General features: G+C 61.0%; 13 protein-coding genes and 2 pseudogenes. 14 read left to right on the forward strand and 1 reads right to left on the reverse strand.

Annotated elements, in window-relative coordinates; genetic code table 11:
* Positions 1 to 240 precede the first annotated feature (240 nt).
* From AC0IXA_RS23850 to AC0IXA_RS23885, 8 genes and pseudogenes are all read left to right on the forward strand, one after another.
* Positions 241 to 768, forward strand: coding sequence for an RNA polymerase sigma factor (locus AC0IXA_RS23850; RefSeq protein WP_016773525.1), 528 nt, complete (start codon positions 241 to 243; stop codon positions 766 to 768).
* Between the two features lie 101 nt (positions 769 to 869).
* Entirely contained in the window at positions 870 to 1,835 is a 966-nt protein-coding gene (locus tag AC0IXA_RS23855) for a FecR family protein (RefSeq protein ID WP_471814622.1), read from the forward strand.
* 122 nt (positions 1,836 to 1,957) lie between these two features.
* Entirely contained in the window at positions 1,958 to 4,543 is a 2,586-nt protein-coding gene (locus AC0IXA_RS23860; RefSeq protein WP_471814623.1) for a TonB-dependent receptor, read from the forward strand.
* A 109-nt stretch (positions 4,544 to 4,652) separates the two neighbouring features.
* Positions 4,653 to 5,249: a biliverdin-producing heme oxygenase gene (locus AC0IXA_RS23865; protein ID WP_110646603.1), complete on the forward strand. Its 597-nt coding sequence runs from the start codon at positions 4,653 to 4,655 to the stop codon at positions 5,247 to 5,249.
* Between the two features lie 161 nt (positions 5,250 to 5,410).
* Positions 5,411 to 5,821, forward strand: a complete 411-nt coding sequence (locus AC0IXA_RS23870; protein ID WP_073472019.1) for a YbaN family protein — start codon at positions 5,411 to 5,413, stop codon at positions 5,819 to 5,821.
* A 441-nt stretch (positions 5,822 to 6,262) separates the two neighbouring features.
* A pseudogene (locus AC0IXA_RS23875) lies at positions 6,263 to 7,270 on the forward strand (methyl-accepting chemotaxis protein); the annotation flags it as partial.
* Between the two features lie 330 nt (positions 7,271 to 7,600).
* Positions 7,601 to 8,128 (forward strand): annotated as a pseudogene (locus AC0IXA_RS23880) (methyl-accepting chemotaxis protein); the annotation flags it as partial.
* Between the two features lie 191 nt (positions 8,129 to 8,319).
* A complete protein-coding gene (locus tag AC0IXA_RS23885) occupies positions 8,320 to 9,666 on the forward strand; it encodes a CoA transferase (protein WP_471814624.1) in 1,347 nt (448 codons plus the stop codon).
* 105 nt (positions 9,667 to 9,771) lie between these two features.
* Here the strand turns inward: AC0IXA_RS23885 and arcD (AC0IXA_RS23890) are convergent, their stop codons facing one another.
* The gene (gene arcD / locus AC0IXA_RS23890) at positions 9,772 to 11,199 is read right to left on the reverse strand and encodes an arginine-ornithine antiporter (protein WP_024014072.1); all 1,428 of its coding nucleotides are present in this window, start codon (positions 11,197 to 11,199) and stop codon (positions 9,772 to 9,774) included.
* A 437-nt stretch (positions 11,200 to 11,636) separates the two neighbouring features.
* Here arcD (AC0IXA_RS23890) and arcD (AC0IXA_RS23895) point away from each other — a divergent pair, with 437 nt between their 5' ends.
* From arcD (AC0IXA_RS23895) to AC0IXA_RS23920, 6 genes are all read left to right on the forward strand, one after another.
* On the forward strand, positions 11,637 to 13,064 hold the full coding sequence (gene arcD, locus AC0IXA_RS23895; RefSeq protein WP_016773517.1) for an arginine-ornithine antiporter: 1,428 nt from the start codon (positions 11,637 to 11,639) through the stop codon (positions 13,062 to 13,064).
* A 35-nt stretch (positions 13,065 to 13,099) separates the two neighbouring features.
* Positions 13,100 to 14,356 carry an arginine deiminase gene (gene arcA / locus AC0IXA_RS23900; RefSeq protein ID WP_016773516.1) on the forward strand — a complete coding sequence of 419 codons (1,257 nt, stop codon included), beginning with the start codon at positions 13,100 to 13,102 and terminating at the stop codon, positions 14,354 to 14,356.
* A gap of 69 nt (positions 14,357 to 14,425) precedes the next feature.
* Positions 14,426 to 15,436 (forward strand): ornithine carbamoyltransferase, encoded by a 1,011-nt coding sequence (locus AC0IXA_RS23905; protein WP_041479782.1) that lies wholly within the window; start codon positions 14,426 to 14,428, stop codon positions 15,434 to 15,436.
* 139 nt (positions 15,437 to 15,575) lie between these two features.
* On the forward strand, positions 15,576 to 16,505 hold the full coding sequence (arcC, locus tag AC0IXA_RS23910; protein WP_122700292.1) for a carbamate kinase: 930 nt from the start codon (positions 15,576 to 15,578) through the stop codon (positions 16,503 to 16,505).
* 62 nt (positions 16,506 to 16,567) lie between these two features.
* Positions 16,568 to 16,930: a DUF5064 family protein gene (locus AC0IXA_RS23915; RefSeq protein WP_471814625.1), complete on the forward strand. Its 363-nt coding sequence runs from the start codon at positions 16,568 to 16,570 to the stop codon at positions 16,928 to 16,930.
* 204 nt (positions 16,931 to 17,134) lie between these two features.
* Complete coding sequence (locus AC0IXA_RS23920) at positions 17,135 to 18,643, forward strand: sigma-54-dependent transcriptional regulator (protein ID WP_110646607.1); 1,509 nt, start codon at positions 17,135 to 17,137, stop codon at positions 18,641 to 18,643.
* The last annotated feature ends 422 nt before the right edge of the window (positions 18,644 to 19,065 follow it).

A 19,065-nucleotide genomic window follows, 5' to 3' on the forward strand; every position in this document is an offset into this window, starting at 1 on the left:
CGATGATCAGTCGAGAACTATCGCTCCTGACGGAGCGTTAGTCGAGATACAAGGAGCTGCCGAAGGCTGCGATCTTTGCTTTTGACTTTCTAAAAACAAGATCAAAAGATCGCAGCCTTCGGCAGCTCCTACAGGAGTCCGGTTTCACACTGAGCTTTACCGTTCTCAGACAAATCAGCGCTTGACCATTTAGCTGGATGATAAGCATTATCATTCGCTCGAAATGGATCAGGTCCTCCCGTGAGTCAATCGCGCTTCAACCACGTCTTCCTCGCCCAGCGCACCTCCCTGCTGCGCACGCTGGAACGGATGGTCAACAATCACAGCACCGCTGAAGACCTGTTGCAGGAGACCTACCTGCGCGTGACCCGGGCGTTGAGCGAACGGGCCATCGATCACCTTGAACCCTTTGTCTTCCAGACCGCGCGCAATCTGGCGCTGGATCATTTGCGTGCGCGCAAGATCCATGCGCGGACCATGGTCGACGACGTGCCGCAAGATGTCGTGCAGAGCATCGCCGCGCCGGCCAGCAGCGCCGAAGACGCCGCCCATGCTGAACAATTGCTGGAGCGTTTGAACGTGAGCCTCAGCCAACTCAGCCCGCGTCAGCAGCAGATCTTCATCCTCAGCCGTTTGCACGGCCACAGCTATCAGGAAATCGCTGATGAACTTGATGTTTCGCTGAGCACCGTGCAGAAGGAACTGAAACTGATCATGTCGATCTGCATCGGCGTTGCCGAACGGCATAACGGCAGCGGCAAGTTTTGAGCTGCAAGCTACAAGTAAAAACAAAAAGCAGTATTGCATCCGGCTTGCAGCTTGCAGCTTGAAGCTAGAAACTGCTTCGCCAGAAGCCCTGAGGAACCACCGTGACGGACACCCACCGCTCGCCTTCGCCCGATTCGGCGCGGGACGCTGCAGCTGCAATGGACCAGGCGCTGGACTGGCTCATCGTGCTCGGCAGCCCGGATGAGGAACAGACCCGGCAATTTCATGCCTGGCTGGCGGCTGATCCGTTGAATGCCGAGGCGTTCGCCAAGGCCCAGGCGATCTGGGACGGCCCGCAAGTCGCGCTGTGCGCCGAGGCTCTGGCAGCAAAACCGGTAAAAATCACTTATCTCAAACGCTTGCTTCCGCACTGGAAACCGCTGGCCACCGCTGCGGTGCTGATCCTCGGGCTGTTCAGTTTCAGCAACCTGCCGATGCGCATTCAAGCGGATCACCTCACCGTGGTTGGCGAGCGTCAGCGGCTGCAACTGGAAGACGGCTCGAAGGTTCTGCTCAATACCAATTCGGCGTTTTCCAGCACCATCAACGATCAACAACGTGTGGCGCGGCTGTTTCAGGGCGAGGCGTTTTTCGAGATCGCCAGCGGGCGCAATCAGCCGCTGGAGATCGACGCAGGTCCGGTAACGGCCAGCGTCCACGACACCGCATTCGCCGTGCGCTACCTCGACGGGGTCGCGCAAGTGAATGTGCAGCGTGGCGATGTCGATCTGCGCGCTACCCACAACGATGCCCGGGTGCGCCTGCGCGCCGGGGAAAGCATTCGCATCGGCCCCAACGGTTTTGATCGTCCGGCCAAGCTCGACGCCAATGCCGATCTGGCCTGGGTTGAAGGCCGCCTGGTGTTCGAGAACTGCCCGCTGAATCAGGTGCTGGCCGAGCTGCGCCGCTACTATCCGGGCTGGATCATCAACAACAACGAGCAACTGGCCGACGTCGCCGTCACCGGCAATTACCGTCTCGACCAGCCGCTCGACGTGGTCCGCTCCCTCGCCCACATCACCTCGGCGCGCCTGCAGGAATTCCCTGCGCTGGTGATTCTGAACTGAATGAGAATTATTTTTACTCGATAGCCAATGGCAGTACGTCTCGTTATAGCCAATGCAATTGATTCGCATCTAACCATGCCGATCAGCACCTATAAAGATTCGTGCGACACGGAGCGCTATCGATGTCCTCACGCCTTACCCGCCAGACTGCTTCCCCTTCCCGCGTACTGTCGCTGCTGACTGCGGCCATCCTCATGGCTGGCACCGCACCGCTGCTGGCGGCCGCCGAGCAACCGACACGCAACATGGGCGATTACGCGTTCGCCATCGGCCAGCAACCACTGGTTTCGGCATTGAATGCCTTTACCGCCGTGACCGGTTGGCAGGTCGGCCTGCCGGCCGAGTTGGGGCAGAACGTCTCGTCGCCGGGCGTGCGCGGTTCGCTACCGCCGGAGAAAGCCCTCGAGCGCCTGTTGGTGGGGACCAACCTGAGCTTCCGCAAACTGAGCAACAACAATGTCGTGCTGGAAAAACGCAACAGCAGCGGCACGCTCAATCTCGATCAGGTGACCATCAGCGCCACTCGCCAGGAACAGTCGGTCAACAGCGTGCCCTCGACGGTCAGCGTGCATGATCGCCAAGCGCTTGACCGCAACAACGTCAACACGATCAAGGATCTGGTGCGCTACGAGCCGGGCGTTTCCGTTGGCGGCGCCGGTCAGCGAGGCGGCATCAGCGGCTACAACATTCGCGGTATCGACGGCGACCGCATCCTGACTCAAGTCGATGGCGTGGAGATCCCTAACGGCTTCTTCAACGGCCCCTACGCCAAGAGCCAGCGCAACTACGTCGACCCGGAAATCGTCAAGCGCGTGGAGATCCTCCGTGGCCCGGCCTCGGTGCTGTACGGCAGCAACGCCATCGGCGGCGCGGTCAGTTACTACACGCTGGACGCCGACGACATCATCAAACCGGGCAAGGACGTCGGCGCGCGTCTGAAAAGCGGTTACAGCTCCGCCGATGACAGCTGGCTGAAGTCCGCCACCGTCGCCGGCCGCAGCGGTCAGTTCGACGGCTTGCTGCATTACAGCCAGCGCGACGGACACGAAACCGAGTCCTTCGGCGGCAACAACGGCACCGGCCTTGCGCGCACCGCCGCCAACCCGGAAGACGTGCGCGCAACCAACGTCCTGGCCAAGCTCGGCTGGAACTACAACGACGATTCGCGCCTGGGCCTGACTTACGAAAAGTACAAGGACGATCGCGACACCGATCAGAAAAGTGCCTACGGCGGCCCGTACTTCAACGGCGCGCCGACCATTCCGAGCAGCGTCCTGCCCGGCGGCATGTACCAGTGGCGCACCGGCAACGACACCATCACCCGCGAGCGTTTCGGTATCGAACACTCGTTCGCCCTCGACAGCCTGCTGGTCGATAACGTCAAGTGGAGCCTCAATCACCAGATCGCCAAGACCGACCAGAGCACCGAGGAGTTGTACTACCCGATCACTCGTAAAGTGCTGCGTACCCGAGACACGATCTACGAAGAAAAACAGTGGGTGTTCGACGCGCAACTGGACAAGGCTTTCGCCATCGGTGACACCGATCACCTGCTGACTTACGGCACCACGATCAAACAGCAGAAAGTCACCGGTTCACGCAGCGGCGACGGCACCTGCGTGGCCGTCGGTCGCGGCTGCACGGCGATTGGCGCGACCAGTGCGGCGGACGTGCTGGCCAAGGCCTCTGATTTCCCCGATCCGACCATCAATACCTACAGCCTGTTCGCCCAGGATCAGATCAGCTGGAACGACTGGACCTTCCTGCCGGGCCTGCGCTACGACTACACCCAGCTCAAGCCGCACATCACCGAGGAATTCCTCAACACCGTGAATGCCGACGGCCAGGGCACGGTCAGCGACAAGAACAAGACCTGGCACAAAGTCTCGCCAAAATTCGGCCTGACCTATGCACTGACGGACAACTACACCTGGTACGGCCAGTACGCCGAAGGCTTCCGCACGCCCACGGCAAAATCGCTGTACGGGCGTTTCGAGAACAACACCACCGGCTACACCGTGGCGCCCAACTCCGACCTTGAGCCGGAAAAAAGCAAAGGTTTCGAAACCGGCCTGCGCGGGAATTTCGAGCAGGGCTCGTTCGACGTCGCGGTGTTTTATAACAAGTATCGCGACTTCATCAACGAGGATGCGGTCAAGCCGGGCGACGATCAGTTGACCTTCCAGAGCAACAACATCAAGCGCGCCACCATCAAGGGTGCGGAACTCAAAGGTCGCTTGAACCTGGATGCGTTCGGCGCGCCGCAAGGCCTGTATACCCAAGGCTCGATCGCCTACGCCTACGGGCGCAACAACGACAGCGGCGAGCCGATCAACAGCGTCAATCCGCTCACCGGCGTGTTCGGTCTCGGTTACGACCAGGACACCTATGGCGGCCTGCTGAGCTGGACCGTGGTGAAGAAAAAGGACCGCGTCGACGACAGCAATTTCAAATCGCCGGACGGCGTCAGCAGTCAGTTCAAAACCCCGGGCTTCGGCATTCTCGATCTGGCCGGCTATTACAAGGTGACCGACGACGTCACCGTCAGCGGCGGCGTCTACAACCTGACCGACAAGAAATACTGGCTATGGGATGACGTGCGCGGTTACGACAGCGTTGGCGAAGCCTCGGTGACGCAACCGGCCAACCTCGATCGCCTGACCCAACCGGGACGCAACTTCGCGATCAACCTGATCTGGGACATCTGACCCGCCCGGCCTCACTGCGCGTGTTATCGCTGCGCAGTGAGGTTTTTTTACTGTCCGCCGCCCGCCCGTACGTCTTGTTATCAAGCGCCTCATTTATCAAGGACACCCCATGACTGCCCCGGAAAAAGCCCTGCGTTCGCAACGCTTGAACCAGATCACCCACGAGCCGCACAGCAAACTCGATGCGCTGGTCAAAGCCCACGCGCCGTTCGAAACCCGCGCCAGCTTCGCCCGTTTCGTCGTCGCGCAATACCTGTTCCAGGCGGAACTGGTCGAGCTGTACAACGATGCCGAACTGACCGCGATCGTCCCGGATCTGCCGGCCCGTTGCCGCGCCGAAGCGGCCAGGGCTGACCTCGCCGACCTCGACACCGAAGTCCCGGCGCCGGTGGCCGGCGCGCTGAAAAACCCGAGCAAGGCGCGGGCGCTGGGCTGGATCTTTGTTTCCGAGGGTTCCAAGCTCGGCGCGGCGTTCCTGATCAAGCGCGCGGTGGCGCTGGAGTTGAGCGAAAGCTTCGGTGCCCGGCATCTGGCGGAACCGCAAGGTGGCCGCGCCGAGGGCTGGAAAAGCTTCGTACGCACCCTCGATGCGTTGCCGTTCACGGCAGAGGAAGAAGCCGAAGTGGAGCAAGGTGCACTGGATGCGTTCAACCGCTTTACCGTGCTGCTGGAACGGGCTTATGCCATAGAAGCCGAAGTGGCCTGAAGCAACTCTTATCCCTTGTGGGAGCGAGCCTGCTCGCGAAGACGGCAGCAAATTCAACATCAATGTGCCTGATCAACCGCTTTCGCGAGCAGGCTCGCTCCCACAGGGCTCACCACAAATCTGTAAGATCCCCGTTCCGCTTCAGAAGCCACCGCTGAGCCATGCCCGCACCCGCCCCATCAAAACTCGCCCGTCTGCTGTTCGGCCTGCTGGCCTATGTCAGCCTCGGCATTGGCCTGGTCGCCATCGTCGTGCCCGGTCTGCCGACCACCGAGTTCATCCTCCTCGCCGCGTGGGCCGCGACCCGCAGTTCGCCGCGCTTGAGTGCGTGGCTGGAAAATCATCGCCTGTTCGGGCCGATCCTGAGTAACTGGCGCAACGGCAGGATCATCGCGCGCAAGGCCAAGCTCAGTGCCACCGTCAGCATGCTGCTGTGTGCGACGTTGATGCTGGTGATGCTCGATCACGGCTGGCCGATCTATCTGGCGATTGCCGGCATGGGCCTGGGCAACCTGTGGATCTGGTCGCGCCCGGAGACGCCCGTCGCGGTAGTGAAACATCCCTGTAATTAAAGCCTTTTCAGCACTTTCCCCTGCGCAAACGTTTAGCAGCGACCGTCCGTCGGCAAGCGCCTCATGCCGTTTCGCTTAACGCCGATGAGCATTGAATGACGCTGAATGGATTTGGCAAACCGGGCTCCCGGCCCAGCCACCTGTTTATTCCATTCGCGAGATCGCCCCATGTTCGACTCTCTTTCCATTCGCCTGAAAATCGTCCTGCTCTCCGGCCTGTGCCTGCTCGGAGTGGTGGCACTGATTGTCAGCATGAACATCTACCAGACCAACCAGAACGACGCGCTGGTCAGTCAATCCAGCAACCAGTTGCTCACCGCCAGCGTGCAGAACCTGTTGCAGGCCAAGGCCGCCGAGCAAGCGGTGCGGGTGCAGAAAACCTTTGGTGAAAGCCTGCTGGTGGTCACCGCCCTCGCCGATCAGATCAAGGATCTGCGGACGATGGCGGCCAAGCGTTCACTCGAAGCCGGCGCCGTTCGGGAAGAGTTGAACCAGAGTCTGAAAACCGCTTTCGAGCGCAACGATAAAGTCCTCGGTATCTGGTTGGCCTTCGAACCCAACGGCCTCGACGGCAAGGACAGCGAATTCGCCAACGATGCCGCGCGGCAGTCCAACGAAGCCGGGCGCTTCGCCTCGTACTGGAGCCGTGCCGCCGGCGCCGCGCTGAATACAATCATGGTCGAAGACGACCTGACCAAAACCACCCTCAGCGTCAGCGGCACGCCGTACAACAGTTGGTACACCTGCCCTCGCGACAACAAGCGCACCTGCCTGCTCGACCCGTATGCCGACACCGTCGGTGGCAAGGAAATGCTCATGACGACCATTTCCGTGCCGCTGCTGGTGGATGGCAAAGCGATCGGCGTGGTCGGTGTCGACATCGCGCTCGACGCCCTGCAAGCCGCCGCCGTCGACTCGCAGCGCAGCCTGTTCAACAACGCCGGGCATATGCTGATCGTCTCCGGCAGCGGCGTGCTGGCGGCCGACAGTGCTGACGCGACGCGGGTCGGCAAAAAAATCGGCGACACCCTCGGCGCCGATGGCAATGATGTATTGCAACTGGTCGGCAGCGGTACGGCGAAAATCCTCGAACAGGGCGAGCTGATTCGCGCGGTTTACCCGGTCGACCCGATCGGCAATTCGCGCGCCTGGGGCGTGGTCATCGACCTGCCAGAGCACGTGCTGCTGGCCGATTCGGTGAAGCTGCAAGCGGTACTCGATGACGCACAACACACCGGCGTGATCACTGCCCTGCTGGTAGCGGGCGTGGCCGGTCTGGTCGGCCTGCTGCTGATCTGGCTCACCGCCTCCGGCGTCACCCGTCCGATCAACAGCGTCGCCGACATGTTGAAGAACATCGCCAGCGGCGAAGGCGATCTGACCCAGCGCCTGAACTACAGCAAGAAAGATGAACTGGGCGAACTGGTGAACTGGTTCAACCGCTTCCTCGACAAGCTTCAGCCGACCATCGCGCAGATCAAACAGAGCATCACCGAAGCGCGCGGCACGGCCGATCAGTCGTCGGAAATTGCCCGCCAGACCAGCGAAGGCATGCAGGTGCAGTTCCGCGAGATCGATCAGGTCGCCACCGCCTCCAACGAAATGAGCGCCACTGCCCACGACGTCGCCAACAGTGCCTCGAACGCGGCAAACGCCGCCAAGGGTGCCGATCAGTCGGCGAAGGACGGTATGGCGATCATCGAGCGCAGCACCCGCGACATCAATCAACTCGCCGATGAAGTCAGCAAAGCGGTGACCGAAGTCGAAGCGCTGGCGGTCAACAGCGAGCAGATCGGCTCGGTGCTGGAAGTGATTCGCAGCATCGCCGAACAGACCAACCTGCTGGCTCTCAACGCCGCCATCGAAGCCGCCCGCGCCGGCGAAAGCGGTCGCGGTTTTGCCGTGGTCGCCGACGAGGTGCGCAACCTGGCCAAGCGCACGCAGGATTCGGTGGAAGAAATCCGCATCGTCATCGAGCGCATCCAGACCGGCACCCGTGGCGTGGTCGCGACCATGCACTCGAGCCAGACCCAGGCGCACAACAATGCCGGGCAGATTCGTCAGGCGGTCGATGCACTGGGCAAGATCAGCGACGCGGTGACGGTGATCAGCGACATGAACCTGCAGATCGCCAGCGCCGCCGAAGAGCAAAGCGCAGTGGCCGAAGAGGTCAACCGCAACGTCTCGGCGATCCGCACCGTGACCGAAACCCTGACCGAGCAGGCCACCGAATCGGCAGCGATCAGCAGCCAGCTCAACAGCCTGGCGAGCCAGCAGATGAAATTGATGGATCAGTTTCGCGTGTAACTATCCAGCATAAATCCCTGTGGGAGCGAGCCTGCTCGCGAAGCGGTCGTCATATCCAACATCTGTGTTGACTGACACGACGCCTTCGCGAGCAGGCTCGCTCCCACAGGGGAAACGGGTTCACACCCTGGTTTCATCTAAACCGCGATTCTTTTGCACTATCATCGCCCTCTCGTTCCGGAGGGCCTTCGATGACTGATATGCTCACGTCCATCCAAACCGCACTCGGCCTGCCCCACACGCCGATCCCCTTCAACGGTGACGGCGCGTTGCCCTCGGCGTTCGCCGTCACTGAACTGGCCTGCGCCAGCATCGCCGCTGCCGGGCAAGCGCTCAGCGAATTGCTTCACCAGCAAACCGGGCATTTGCCTGCGGTTGCAGTCGACCGCCGTCTGGCCTCGTTATGGTTCTCCACCTCGCTGCGCCCGATCGGCTGGCAGGTGCCGCCCTTATGGGATGCGATCGCCGGCGACTATGCGACCCGGGACGGCTGGATCCGTCTGCACACCAACGCCCCGCACCACCGCGCCGCCGCAGAACGCGTGCTCGGTGCCTGGGCCGATCGTGCCGCAATGGCGGCGAAAGTCGCACAGTGGGCGAGCGCGGAGCTTGAACAGGCGGTGATCGATGCCAAGGGCTGCGCCGCCGAAATGCGCAGTTGGGCGCAGTGGCAGCAGCATCCGCAAGGGCTGGCGGTGAATGCCGAAGCGCTGGTGCAGTTCATCGAGCAGACGGACGAGAACCGCAGCCCATGGCAAGGTTCGATCGCACGACCGCTGGCCGGGGTCAAGGTGCTGGATCTGACCCGCGTCCTCGCCGGCCCCACCGCCAGCCGCTTTCTCGCCGGGCTGGGCGCCAACGTCTTGCGCATCGATCCACCGAGCTGGAACGAACCCGGTGTGGTCCCGGAAATGACCGTGGGCAAACGCTGTGCGCGGCTGGATCTGCAGGCTCCTGCGGATCGCGCGGTGTTTGAAGGCCTGTTGAAAGACGCCGACATTCTGCTGCACGGCTACCGCGCCGATGCGCTGGAAAATCTGGGGTTTGGTATTGAACGCCGAAGGCAACTGGCACCGGGGCTGATCGACGTCTGTCTCAACGCCTACGGCTGGAGCGGCCCCTGGCAGAACCGCCGGGGTTTCGACAGCCTGGTGCAGATGAGCAGCGGCATCGCCGAGGCCGGACAGCATTGGAAGCACAGCGATAAACCGACGCCGCTGCCGGTGCAGGCGCTGGATCATGCGACCGGGTATCTGCTGGCGGCGAGTGCGATCAGATTGCTGACTGAACGACTGGCCAACGGTCGCGGGGGCTCGGCGCGGTTGTCGCTGGCACGGACGGCGAAACTGTTGCTCGAGCATGGGCCGGGGACGCATGACCTGCTGCGGGCCGAAGATGCGCTGGATCAGGATCCGGCGATTGAACACACCGCGTGGGGGCCGGCGCGGAGGTTGCGCGTACCGGTGCAGGTCAGCGGGACGGTGGTGCGGTGGGATTGGCCGGCCGTCGAATTAGGGTCACATCAGGCGCAGTGGTGATTTTGAGGCCGCCTTCGCGAGCAGGCTCGCTCCCACATGGATTCGCGTAGTCCTGTGGGAGCGAGCCTGCTCGCGAAGGGGCCTGACCTGCCAAAGCAAATCCGCCTACAAACTCAATACCCCGCTATACAACCCATACGCCGCCAGCCCCGCCCCGATCACCACGCAGGCAAAAATCCCTTTCTCCACCGTGGTAAAAACCGGCTGCCCCTGTTCACGCTTGGCCTTGGCAAACAGAATGACCCCCGGCGCATACAGCAGCGCCGAAAGCAGCAGATACTTCACCCCGCCGGCGTACAACAGCCACACCGCGTAAACCAGGGCGATGCCGCCAATCAGCAGATCCTTGGTGCGCTCGGCCGAGGCGTGTTCGTAGGTTTCGCCGCGCCCGCTGAGCAGTACCGCGTAGGCCGCTGACCACAGGTACGGCACCAGAATCATCGACGACGCCAGGTAAATCAGACTGGTGTAAGTCCCCGCCGAGAACAGTGTGATCAGCAGGAAAATCTGGATCATCACATTGGTCAGCCACAGCGCGTTGACCGGCACGTGGTTCTTGTTTTCCTTCTTGAGGAATGCCGGCATGGTCTTGTCCTTGGCCGTGGCGAAAAGGATTTCCGCGCAGAGCAAGGCCCAGGACAACAATGCACCGAGCAAGGAAATCGCCAACCCGACGCTGATCAGCAATGCGCCCCACGGCCCGACGATGTGCTCGAGCACCGCTGCCAGCGAAGGATTCTGCAGATTGGCCAGTTCCGGCTGGCTCATGATCCCCAGCGACAGCACGTTGACCAGCACCAGCAGCGCCAGCACGCCGAGAAAACCGATCACCGTGGCGCGGCCGACGTCGCTGCGTTTCTCCGCGCGAGCCGAATAGACGCTGGCGCCTTCGATGCCGATGAACACGAACACGGTGACCAGCATCATGTTGCGCACCTGATCCATCACCCCGCCGAAGTTCGGGTTGCTGCGACCCCAGATGTCGCGGGTGAAGATGTCAGCCTTGAACGCGACGGCAGCGATGACGATGAACATGATCAGCGGCACGACCTTGGCCACGGTGGTCAACTGGTTGATCAGCGCCGCCTCCTTGATCCCGCGCATCACCAGAAAATGCACCGCCCACAACAGCACCGAAGCGCAGCCGATGGCGATCGGCGTGTTGCCCTGACCGAACACCGGGAAGAAATAGCCAAGGGTGCTGAACAGCAAGACAAAATAGCCGACGTTGCCCAGCCAGGCACTGATCCAGTAACCCCACGCTGATGAAAATCCCATGTAGTCGCCAAACCCGGCCTTGGCGTAGGCGTAGACGCCCGAGTCCAGCTCCGGCTTGCGATTGGCCAGGGTCTGAAAGACGAACGCCAGCGTCAGCATGCCTATCGCAGTAATGCCCCAACCGATCAGGATCGCCCCTGCATCGGCGCGTGCCGCCATGTTTTGCGGTAACGAGAAAATCCCCCCGCCGATCATCGACCCCACCACCAGCGCGATCAACGCACCAAGGCGCAGCTTTTGCGTCGGTTGCGACATGCAGATCTCCTTGAAAGAGTCGTTGTTGTTTATTTGTAACAACACCCGACTAAAAGCCTAAGGGTAGATGACGTTTATCAGGTAATGCCGAATCTCGCAGCGTTATATATAGCCGACCACGATAAGGCGTAGCACATTAAGTCAGTTTTGTGCGCCGATCTTGATTATTCGATTCTGTGCTGAAAACAGATGACCGACATTTGCCAATCGCTGAAAAGCAACTAGCGTCATAGTTCGAAAGCATTAATAGCTATTCTCGACTGCCTCAGCGAAATGGCTCTGGAATGGGCCTTTTAGGCTACAGCGTTATGCCCGCAACGGGCGGACAAGTCATTCATTAACAATGGAATGTGACCATGCACTGATCCATGTCAGCTGTTCGAACAGACAACAGTACTAGGCTGTGAGCTCTCCTTTCCTGCAATGGAGTCATGCAAATGTCTGAAGCGCCCGGAAAACTAAGACTCGGTGCACTGGTTGCACTGGTAGTCGGTTCAATGATCGGTGGCGGGATATTTTCGTTGCCACAAAACATGGCCGCCAGCGCCGACGTCGGTGCAGTGCTGATCGGCTGGGCCATCACCGCAGTCGGCATGCTCACCCTCGCATTTGTCTTTCAGACCCTCGCCAATCGCAAGCCTGACCTGGACGGCGGTGTCTACGCCTACGCCAAGGCCGGATTCGGCGACTACATGGGTTTCTCCTCGGCCTGGGGCTACTGGATCAGCGCCTGGCTGGGCAACGTCGGCTACTTCGTTCTGCTGTTCAGCACCCTCGGCTATTTCTTTCCGATCTTCGGCGAAGGCAATACCCCGGCGGCGGTGATCGGCGCGTCCTTGCTGCTGTGGGGCGTGCATTTTCTGGTGTTGCGCGGGATCAAGGAAGCGGCGTTCATCAACCTGGTGACCACCGTCGCCAAGGTCGTGCCGCTGCTGCTGTTCGTGTTGATCGCAGTCTTCGCGTTCAGACTGGACATCTTCACCGCCGACATCTGGGGCGTGAAAAACCCTGATCTGGGGAGTGTGATGAACCAGGTGCGCAACATGATGCTGGTCACCGTCTGGGTGTTCATCGGCATCGAAGGCGCGAGCATCTTCTCCGCCCGCGCCGAGAAGCGCTCTGACGTCGGCAAGGCCACCGTGATCGGCTTCATCACCGTGCTGCTGTTTCTGGTGCTGGTGAACGTGCTGTCGCTGGGCATCATGACCCAGCCGGAACTGGCGAAACTGCAGAACCCGTCGATGGCCGCCGTGCTCGAGCATGTGGTCGGTCACTGGGGTGCGGTGCTGATCAGCGTCGGCCTGATCATCTCGCTGCTCGGCGCGCTGCTGTCGTGGGTGCTGCTGTGTGCCGAGATCATGTTCGCCGCCGCCAAAGACCACACCATGCCGGAGTTCCTGCGCAAGGAAAACGCCAACCACGTGCCGGTCAACGCCCTGTGGCTGACCAACGCGATGGTGCAGGTGTTCCTGATCATCACCCTGTTCTCGGCCAGCACTTACCTGTCACTGATCTACCTCGCCACCTCGATGATTCTGGTGCCGTACCTGTGGTCGGCGGCCTATGCCCTGCTGCTGGCGGTGCGCGGCGAGAGCTACGAAGGCTTTGCCGCCGAGCGGCGCAAGGATCTGATCATCGGCGGTATCGCCCTGATCTATGCGGTGTGGTTGTTGTACGCCGGCGGGGTCAAGTACCTGCTGCTGTCGGCCCTGCTCTATGCGCCCGGGGCGATCCTGTTCGCCAAGGCCAAGCTGGAACTCAAACAACCGGTTTTCACCAACGTCGAGAAGCTGATTTTCGCCGCAGTGGTCGTGGGCGCCGTGGTGGCGGCCTACGGTCTCTACGATGGCTTCCTGACGCTGTAACCCCTGATTGAATTGTCATCTGGAGGAACACAGAAATGACCACGGAAAAAGTGAAGTACGGCGTCCACTCCGAAGCCGGGAAACTGCGTAAAGTCATGGTTTGCTCCCCAGGTCTGGCCCATCAGCGGCTGACCCCGAACAACTGCGATGAACTGCTGTTCGATGACGTGTTGTGGGTGGCGCAGGCCAAGCGCGACCATTTCGACTTTGTCACCAAGATGCGCGAGCGCGGCATCGACGTGGTGGAAATGCACAACCTGCTGACCGACATCGTCGCCATTCCCGAAGCGCTGGACTGGATTCTTGAGCGCAAGGTGACCGCCGACTCGGTGGGCCTGGGCCTGATCAGCGAAGTGAAATCCTGGCTGAAAAGCCTCGAGCCACGGCACATCGCCGAATTCCTGATTGGCGGCGTCTCGGCCGATGATCTGCCGGACAGCTTCGGCGGCAAGACCATCCAGATGTTCCGCGACTTCCTCGGCCACTCCAGCTTCATCCTGCCGCCGCTGCCCAACACCCAGTTCACCCGCGATACCACCTGCTGGATCTACGGTGGTGTGACGCTGAACCCGATGTACTGGCCGGCGCGCCGTCAGGAAACCCTGCTGACCACCGCCATCTACAAATTCCATCCGCAGTTCACCAACGCCGAATTCGAGATCTGGTACGGCGACCCGGACAAGGATCACGGCAACTCTACCCTTGAGGGCGGCGACGTCATGCCGATCGGCAACGGCGTGGTGCTGATCGGTATGGGCGAGCGTTCATCGCGTCAGGCCATCGGCCAACTGGCGCTGAACCTGTTCAACAACAAAGCGGTGGAAAAAGTCATAGTCGCCGGCCTGCCGAAGTCCCGCGCAGCAATGCACCTGGACACCGTGTTCAGCTTCTGCGACCGCGACCTGGTGACGATCTTCCCGGAAGTGGTCAACCAGATCGTCGCCTTCACCCTGCGCCCTGACGAAAGCAAACAGGGCGGCATCGACATCCGCCGCGAAGAAGGCAGCTTCCTCGACACCGTCGCTGCGGCGCTCAACCTGCCGAAACTGCGCGTGGTGGAAACCGGCGGCAACAGCTTCGCCGCCGAACGCGAGCAATGGGACGACGGCAACAACGTGGTGGCCATGGAACCGGGCGTGGTCATCGGCTACGACCGCAACACCTACACCAACACCCTGCTGCGCAAGGCTGGCGTGGAGGTCATCACCATCAGCGCCGGCGAACTCGGCCGCGGCCGTGGCGGCGGCCACTGCATGACCTGCCCGATCATCCGCGACCCAATCGACTACTAAACGACCGTCCCCCCGGCCGCACCCATCCCGTAGCGGCCGGGCCGATTACCGAATCCAAGGAGAATCATCATGGCGTTTAATATCCACAACCGTAATTTGCTGAGCCTGGAACACCACACCCCACGTGAACTGCGTTACCTGCTCGACCTGTCCCGCGATCTGAAACGCGCGAAATACACCGGCACCGAGCAACAGCATCTGAAGGGCAACAACATCGCCCTGATCTTCGAAAAGACCTCGACCCGCACCCGTTGCGCGTTCGAAGTGGCGGCCTATGACCAGGGCGCCAACGTCACTTACATCGACCCGAACTCCTCGCAAATCGGCCACAAGGAAAGCATGAAGGACACCGCCCGCGTGCTCGGGCGCATGTACGACGCTATCGAGTACCGTGGCTTCAAACAGGAAATCGTCGAGGAGCTGGCCAAGTTCGCCGGCGTGCCGGTGTTCAACGGCCTGACCGATGAATATCACCCGACCCAGATGATCGCCGACGTGCTGACCATGCGTGAACACGCTGACAAGCCGATCCACGAAATCAGCTACGCCTACTTGGGCGACGCGCGCAACAACATGGGCAACTCGCTGCTGCTGATCGGCGCCAAACTCGGCATGGACGTGCGCATCTGCGCACCGAAAGCCCTGTGGCCGCTGGACGATCTGGTGGCGCGCTGCAAAAAATATGGCGAAGAAAGCGGTGCGCGCATCACCCTCACCGAAGACCCGAAAGAAGCGGTCAAAGGCGTCGACTTCATTCACACCGATGTCTGGGTGTCGATGGGCGAACCGGTGGAAGCCTGGGCCGAGCGCATTCAGCAACTGCTGCCGTATCAGGTCAACGCCGAGCTGATGAAGGCCACCGGCAACCCGCGCACCAAGTTCATGCACTGCCTGCCGGCCTTTCACAACAGCGACACCAAGGTCGGCAAACAGATCGCCGAGCAGTATCCGCACCTGAAAAACGGCATCGAAGTGACCGACGACGTGTTCGAGTCGCCAGCCTGCATCGCCTTCGAGCAAGCGGAAAACCGCATGCACACGATCAAGGCGATTCTGGTCTCGACCCTGGCTGATCTCTAACTGGTTGAAGATGATCGTTCCCACGCTCCCGCGTGGGAATGCATCCCGTGACGCTCTGCGTCACAGCGGACGCAGAGCGTCCGTGGCGGCATTCCCACGCAGAGCGTGGGAACGATCAACACGAAAAAGGACATGCACCATGCGTATCGTCGTAGCCCTGGGCGGTAACGCCCTGCTCCGCCGTGGTGAGCCGATGACCGCTGACAACCAGCGCGCCAACATCCGCATCGCCACCGAGCAAATCGCCAAGATCCATCCCGGCAACCAACTGGTCATCGCTCACGGCAATGGCCCGCAAGTCGGTCTGCTGTCGCTGCAAGCGGCGGCCTATACCTCTGTCACCCCCTACCCGCTGGACGTGCTCGGCGCTGAAACCGAAGGCATGATCGGCTACATCATCGAACAGGAACTGGGCAATCTGCTCGACTTCGAAGTGCCGTTCGCCACACTCCTGACCCAGGTCGAAGTCGACGCCAACGACCCGGCATTCAAGAACCCGACCAAACCGATCGGCCCGGTCTACGAGAAAGCCGAAGCGGAAAAACTCGCCGCCGAGAAAGGCTGGGCAATTGCTGCCGATGGCGACAAATTCCGCCGCGTCGTCGCCAGCCCACGGCCGAAGCGCATCTTCGAAATCCGCCCGATCAAGTGGCTGCTGGACAAGGGCAGCATCGTCATCTGCGCCGGAGGCGGCGGTATTCCGACCATGTATGACGAAAACCGTAACCTCAAGGGTATCGAGGCGGTGATCGACAAGGATCTGTGTTCGTCGTTGCTGGCCGAGCAATTGGAAGCCGACCTGCTGGTGATCGCCACCGACGTCAACGCGGCTTTTATCGACTATGGCAAACCAACCCAGAAAGCCATCGCCGAAGCCCACCCGGACGAACTCGAACGTCTCGGTTTCGCCGCAGGCTCAATGGGACCGAAGGTGCAGGCAGCCTGCGAATTCGCGCGCCATACTGGCAAGGTCGCGGTGATCGGTTCGCTGGCCGATATCGAAGCCATCGTTCAGGGCACCGCCGGTACGCGGGTCAGCACGGCGAAGCCGGGGATCAGCTACCGATAACAATAAACGCCGGGGCAGGTTCAACGCCTGCCCCGCTTCCATGCCTTGAAAGGAGTAGCTCAATGGCCCAGTTCGAACCCGGTCATCTGCACATCGAGCGGCACGCGTTGACCGACGATGACGTCAATTACAACGTGCATCTGGACTATGAAGTGTTCACCGATCCGCAGAAAGGCAAAGGGATTCAGTTCACCCTGCACGGCAGCATGCAGGGCAAGGACATGAAGGAGGCGTTTTTCCTGCCCAAGGAAGAGGCCTACAACTTCGCCCGCGATGTCACGCAGATTGCCGAGAAGTACGGAATCCCCAAGACCCACAGCCAGATCGGCTCGGTGCACAAGCATTACGATCTGATGTTTGAAGACATTCGGCAGAAGTTGAATATGCAGTCGGGGGATCCGGTGAACCTCGAGCATTTCGAATAACCGGAATCCACCACACTGATCGTTCCCACGCTCCGCGTGGGAATGCATCCCGTGACGCTCCGCGTCACAGCGGACGCGGAGCGTCCGTGGCGGCATTCCCACGCAGAGCGTGGGAACGATCAGCGCAGGGACACAGATTTCACCATTAGCCCGCCCCAAGGCATACTTGCCCCCCTCCGCTCTGCAGATCACTGAACCGCCCCCATGCGTATCCACGTCAGCTTCATCGACCGCGTCGGCATCACCCAGGAAGTCCTGGCTATCCTCGGTGGGCGCAATCTCAATCTGGATGCGGTGGAGATGATCCCGCCGAACGTCTACATCGACGCGCCGACGCTGAGCCCGCAAGTGCTCGAAGAACTGAAAGATGCGCTGTTTCGCGTGCTCGGCGTGGAAGCGGTGACCGTGGTCGACATCCTGCCCGGCCAGCGTCGGCATCTGCAGCTAGATGCCCTGCTCGCGGCGATGACCGACCCGGTGCTGGCCCTCGACAGCGCCGGCAAGGTGCTGCTGGCCAACCCGGCGCTGATTGCCCTGTACGGTCGCGAACCGGCCGGCGAAAGCGTCTCGGCGCTGTTCAATGATCCCGGTCTGCTCGACACCCTGCTGGAAAACGGCTTTCGCCTGCCGCTGCGCGAGATCACCGTCAACGGCCAGACCCTGCTGCTCGACGCCACGCCGATCACCGACGCCGGCGCCCTGCTGACCCTGTATCAACCAAATCGCATCGGCGAACAACTCTCGGCACTGCATCACGATCACGCCGAAGGCTTCGACGCCCTGCTCGGCGAATCCCCGGCGATCCGCACACTCAAGGCCCGCGCGCAACGGGTCGCCGCCCTTGATGCACCGCTATTGATTCAAGGCGAAACCGGCACCGGCAAAGAATTGGTGGCCCGTGCCTGTCACGCGATCAGTGCCCGGCACAGCGCTCCTTTTCTGGCGTTGAACTGCGCGGCGCTGCCGGAGAACCTCGCCGAAAGCGAACTGTTCGGCTACGCCCCCGGCGCCTTCACTGGCGCGGCGCGTGGCGGTAAACCGGGGCTGATGGAACTGGCCAACCAGGGCACGGTGTTTCTCGATGAGATCGGCGAGATGTCGCCGTACTTGCAGGCCAAACTCCTGCGTTTTCTCAACGACGGCAGCTTCCGCCGCGTCGGTGGTGATCGGGAAGTAAAGGTCAACGTGCGCATCCTCAGCGCGACCCACCGCGACCTGGAAAAAATGGTCAGCGAAGGCCTGTTCCGCGAGGACCTGTTCTATCGCCTCAACGTGCTCAACGTCGAAGTGCCGCCGCTGCGTGAACGCGGTCAGGACATCCTGCTGCTGGCGCGCTACTTCATGCAGCAGGCCTGTGCGCAGATCCAGCGCCCGGTCTGCCGCCTGGCACCGGGGACTTATCCGGCGCTGCTCGGCAATCGCTGGCCGGGCAACGTGCGGCAATTGCAGAACGTGATTTTTCGCGCAGCAGCGATCTGCGAGAGCAGCTTGGTCGATATCGGTGACCTCGACATCGCCGGCACTTCGGTGGCGCGCCAGGCCGATACCGATGTCGACAGCCTTGAGCAAGCGGTCGAATCTTTCGAGAGAGAGCTGTTGGAAAAGCTCTACGTCAGCTACCCCTCGACCCGGCAATTGGCGAGCCGCTTGCAGACCTCGCACACCGCCATTGCCCATCGCCTGCGCAAATACGGCATTCCCAATAAACCCTGACTCACCGCGCATCCCTATTGCAGGAAATTCCCCATGTGGGAGCGAGCCTGCTCGCGAAAGCGGTCTATCAGCAAAATAGCTGGCGCCTGACACACCGTCTTCGCGAGCAGGCTCGCTCCCACAGGATTTATGGCGGATTCGAAATCCGTCCAAAAACGACCTCCATCTGTACCGAAAGCGCTACAGCGGAACGATATCGCTACACCCGCCTGTGACCAGCGCTGCGCAACGCTTTGATCCGATTAAGCTTTTCTCCCCGCCCCAAGCTGTAGCGATTTCGCTACAACAGCAACATCCCAACAAACACCAAAACAACTCAAGCCATTGATTTATATAGATAAATCAACCTTGGCCGCATTCTTGCTACCTGCCTCCTCATCTATTAAGGGCTTCCCCGCCCCAAGCTTTCCACCGCGTCCACC

The sequence above is a fragment of the Pseudomonas sp. AC083 genome (genome assembly GCF_979253165.1).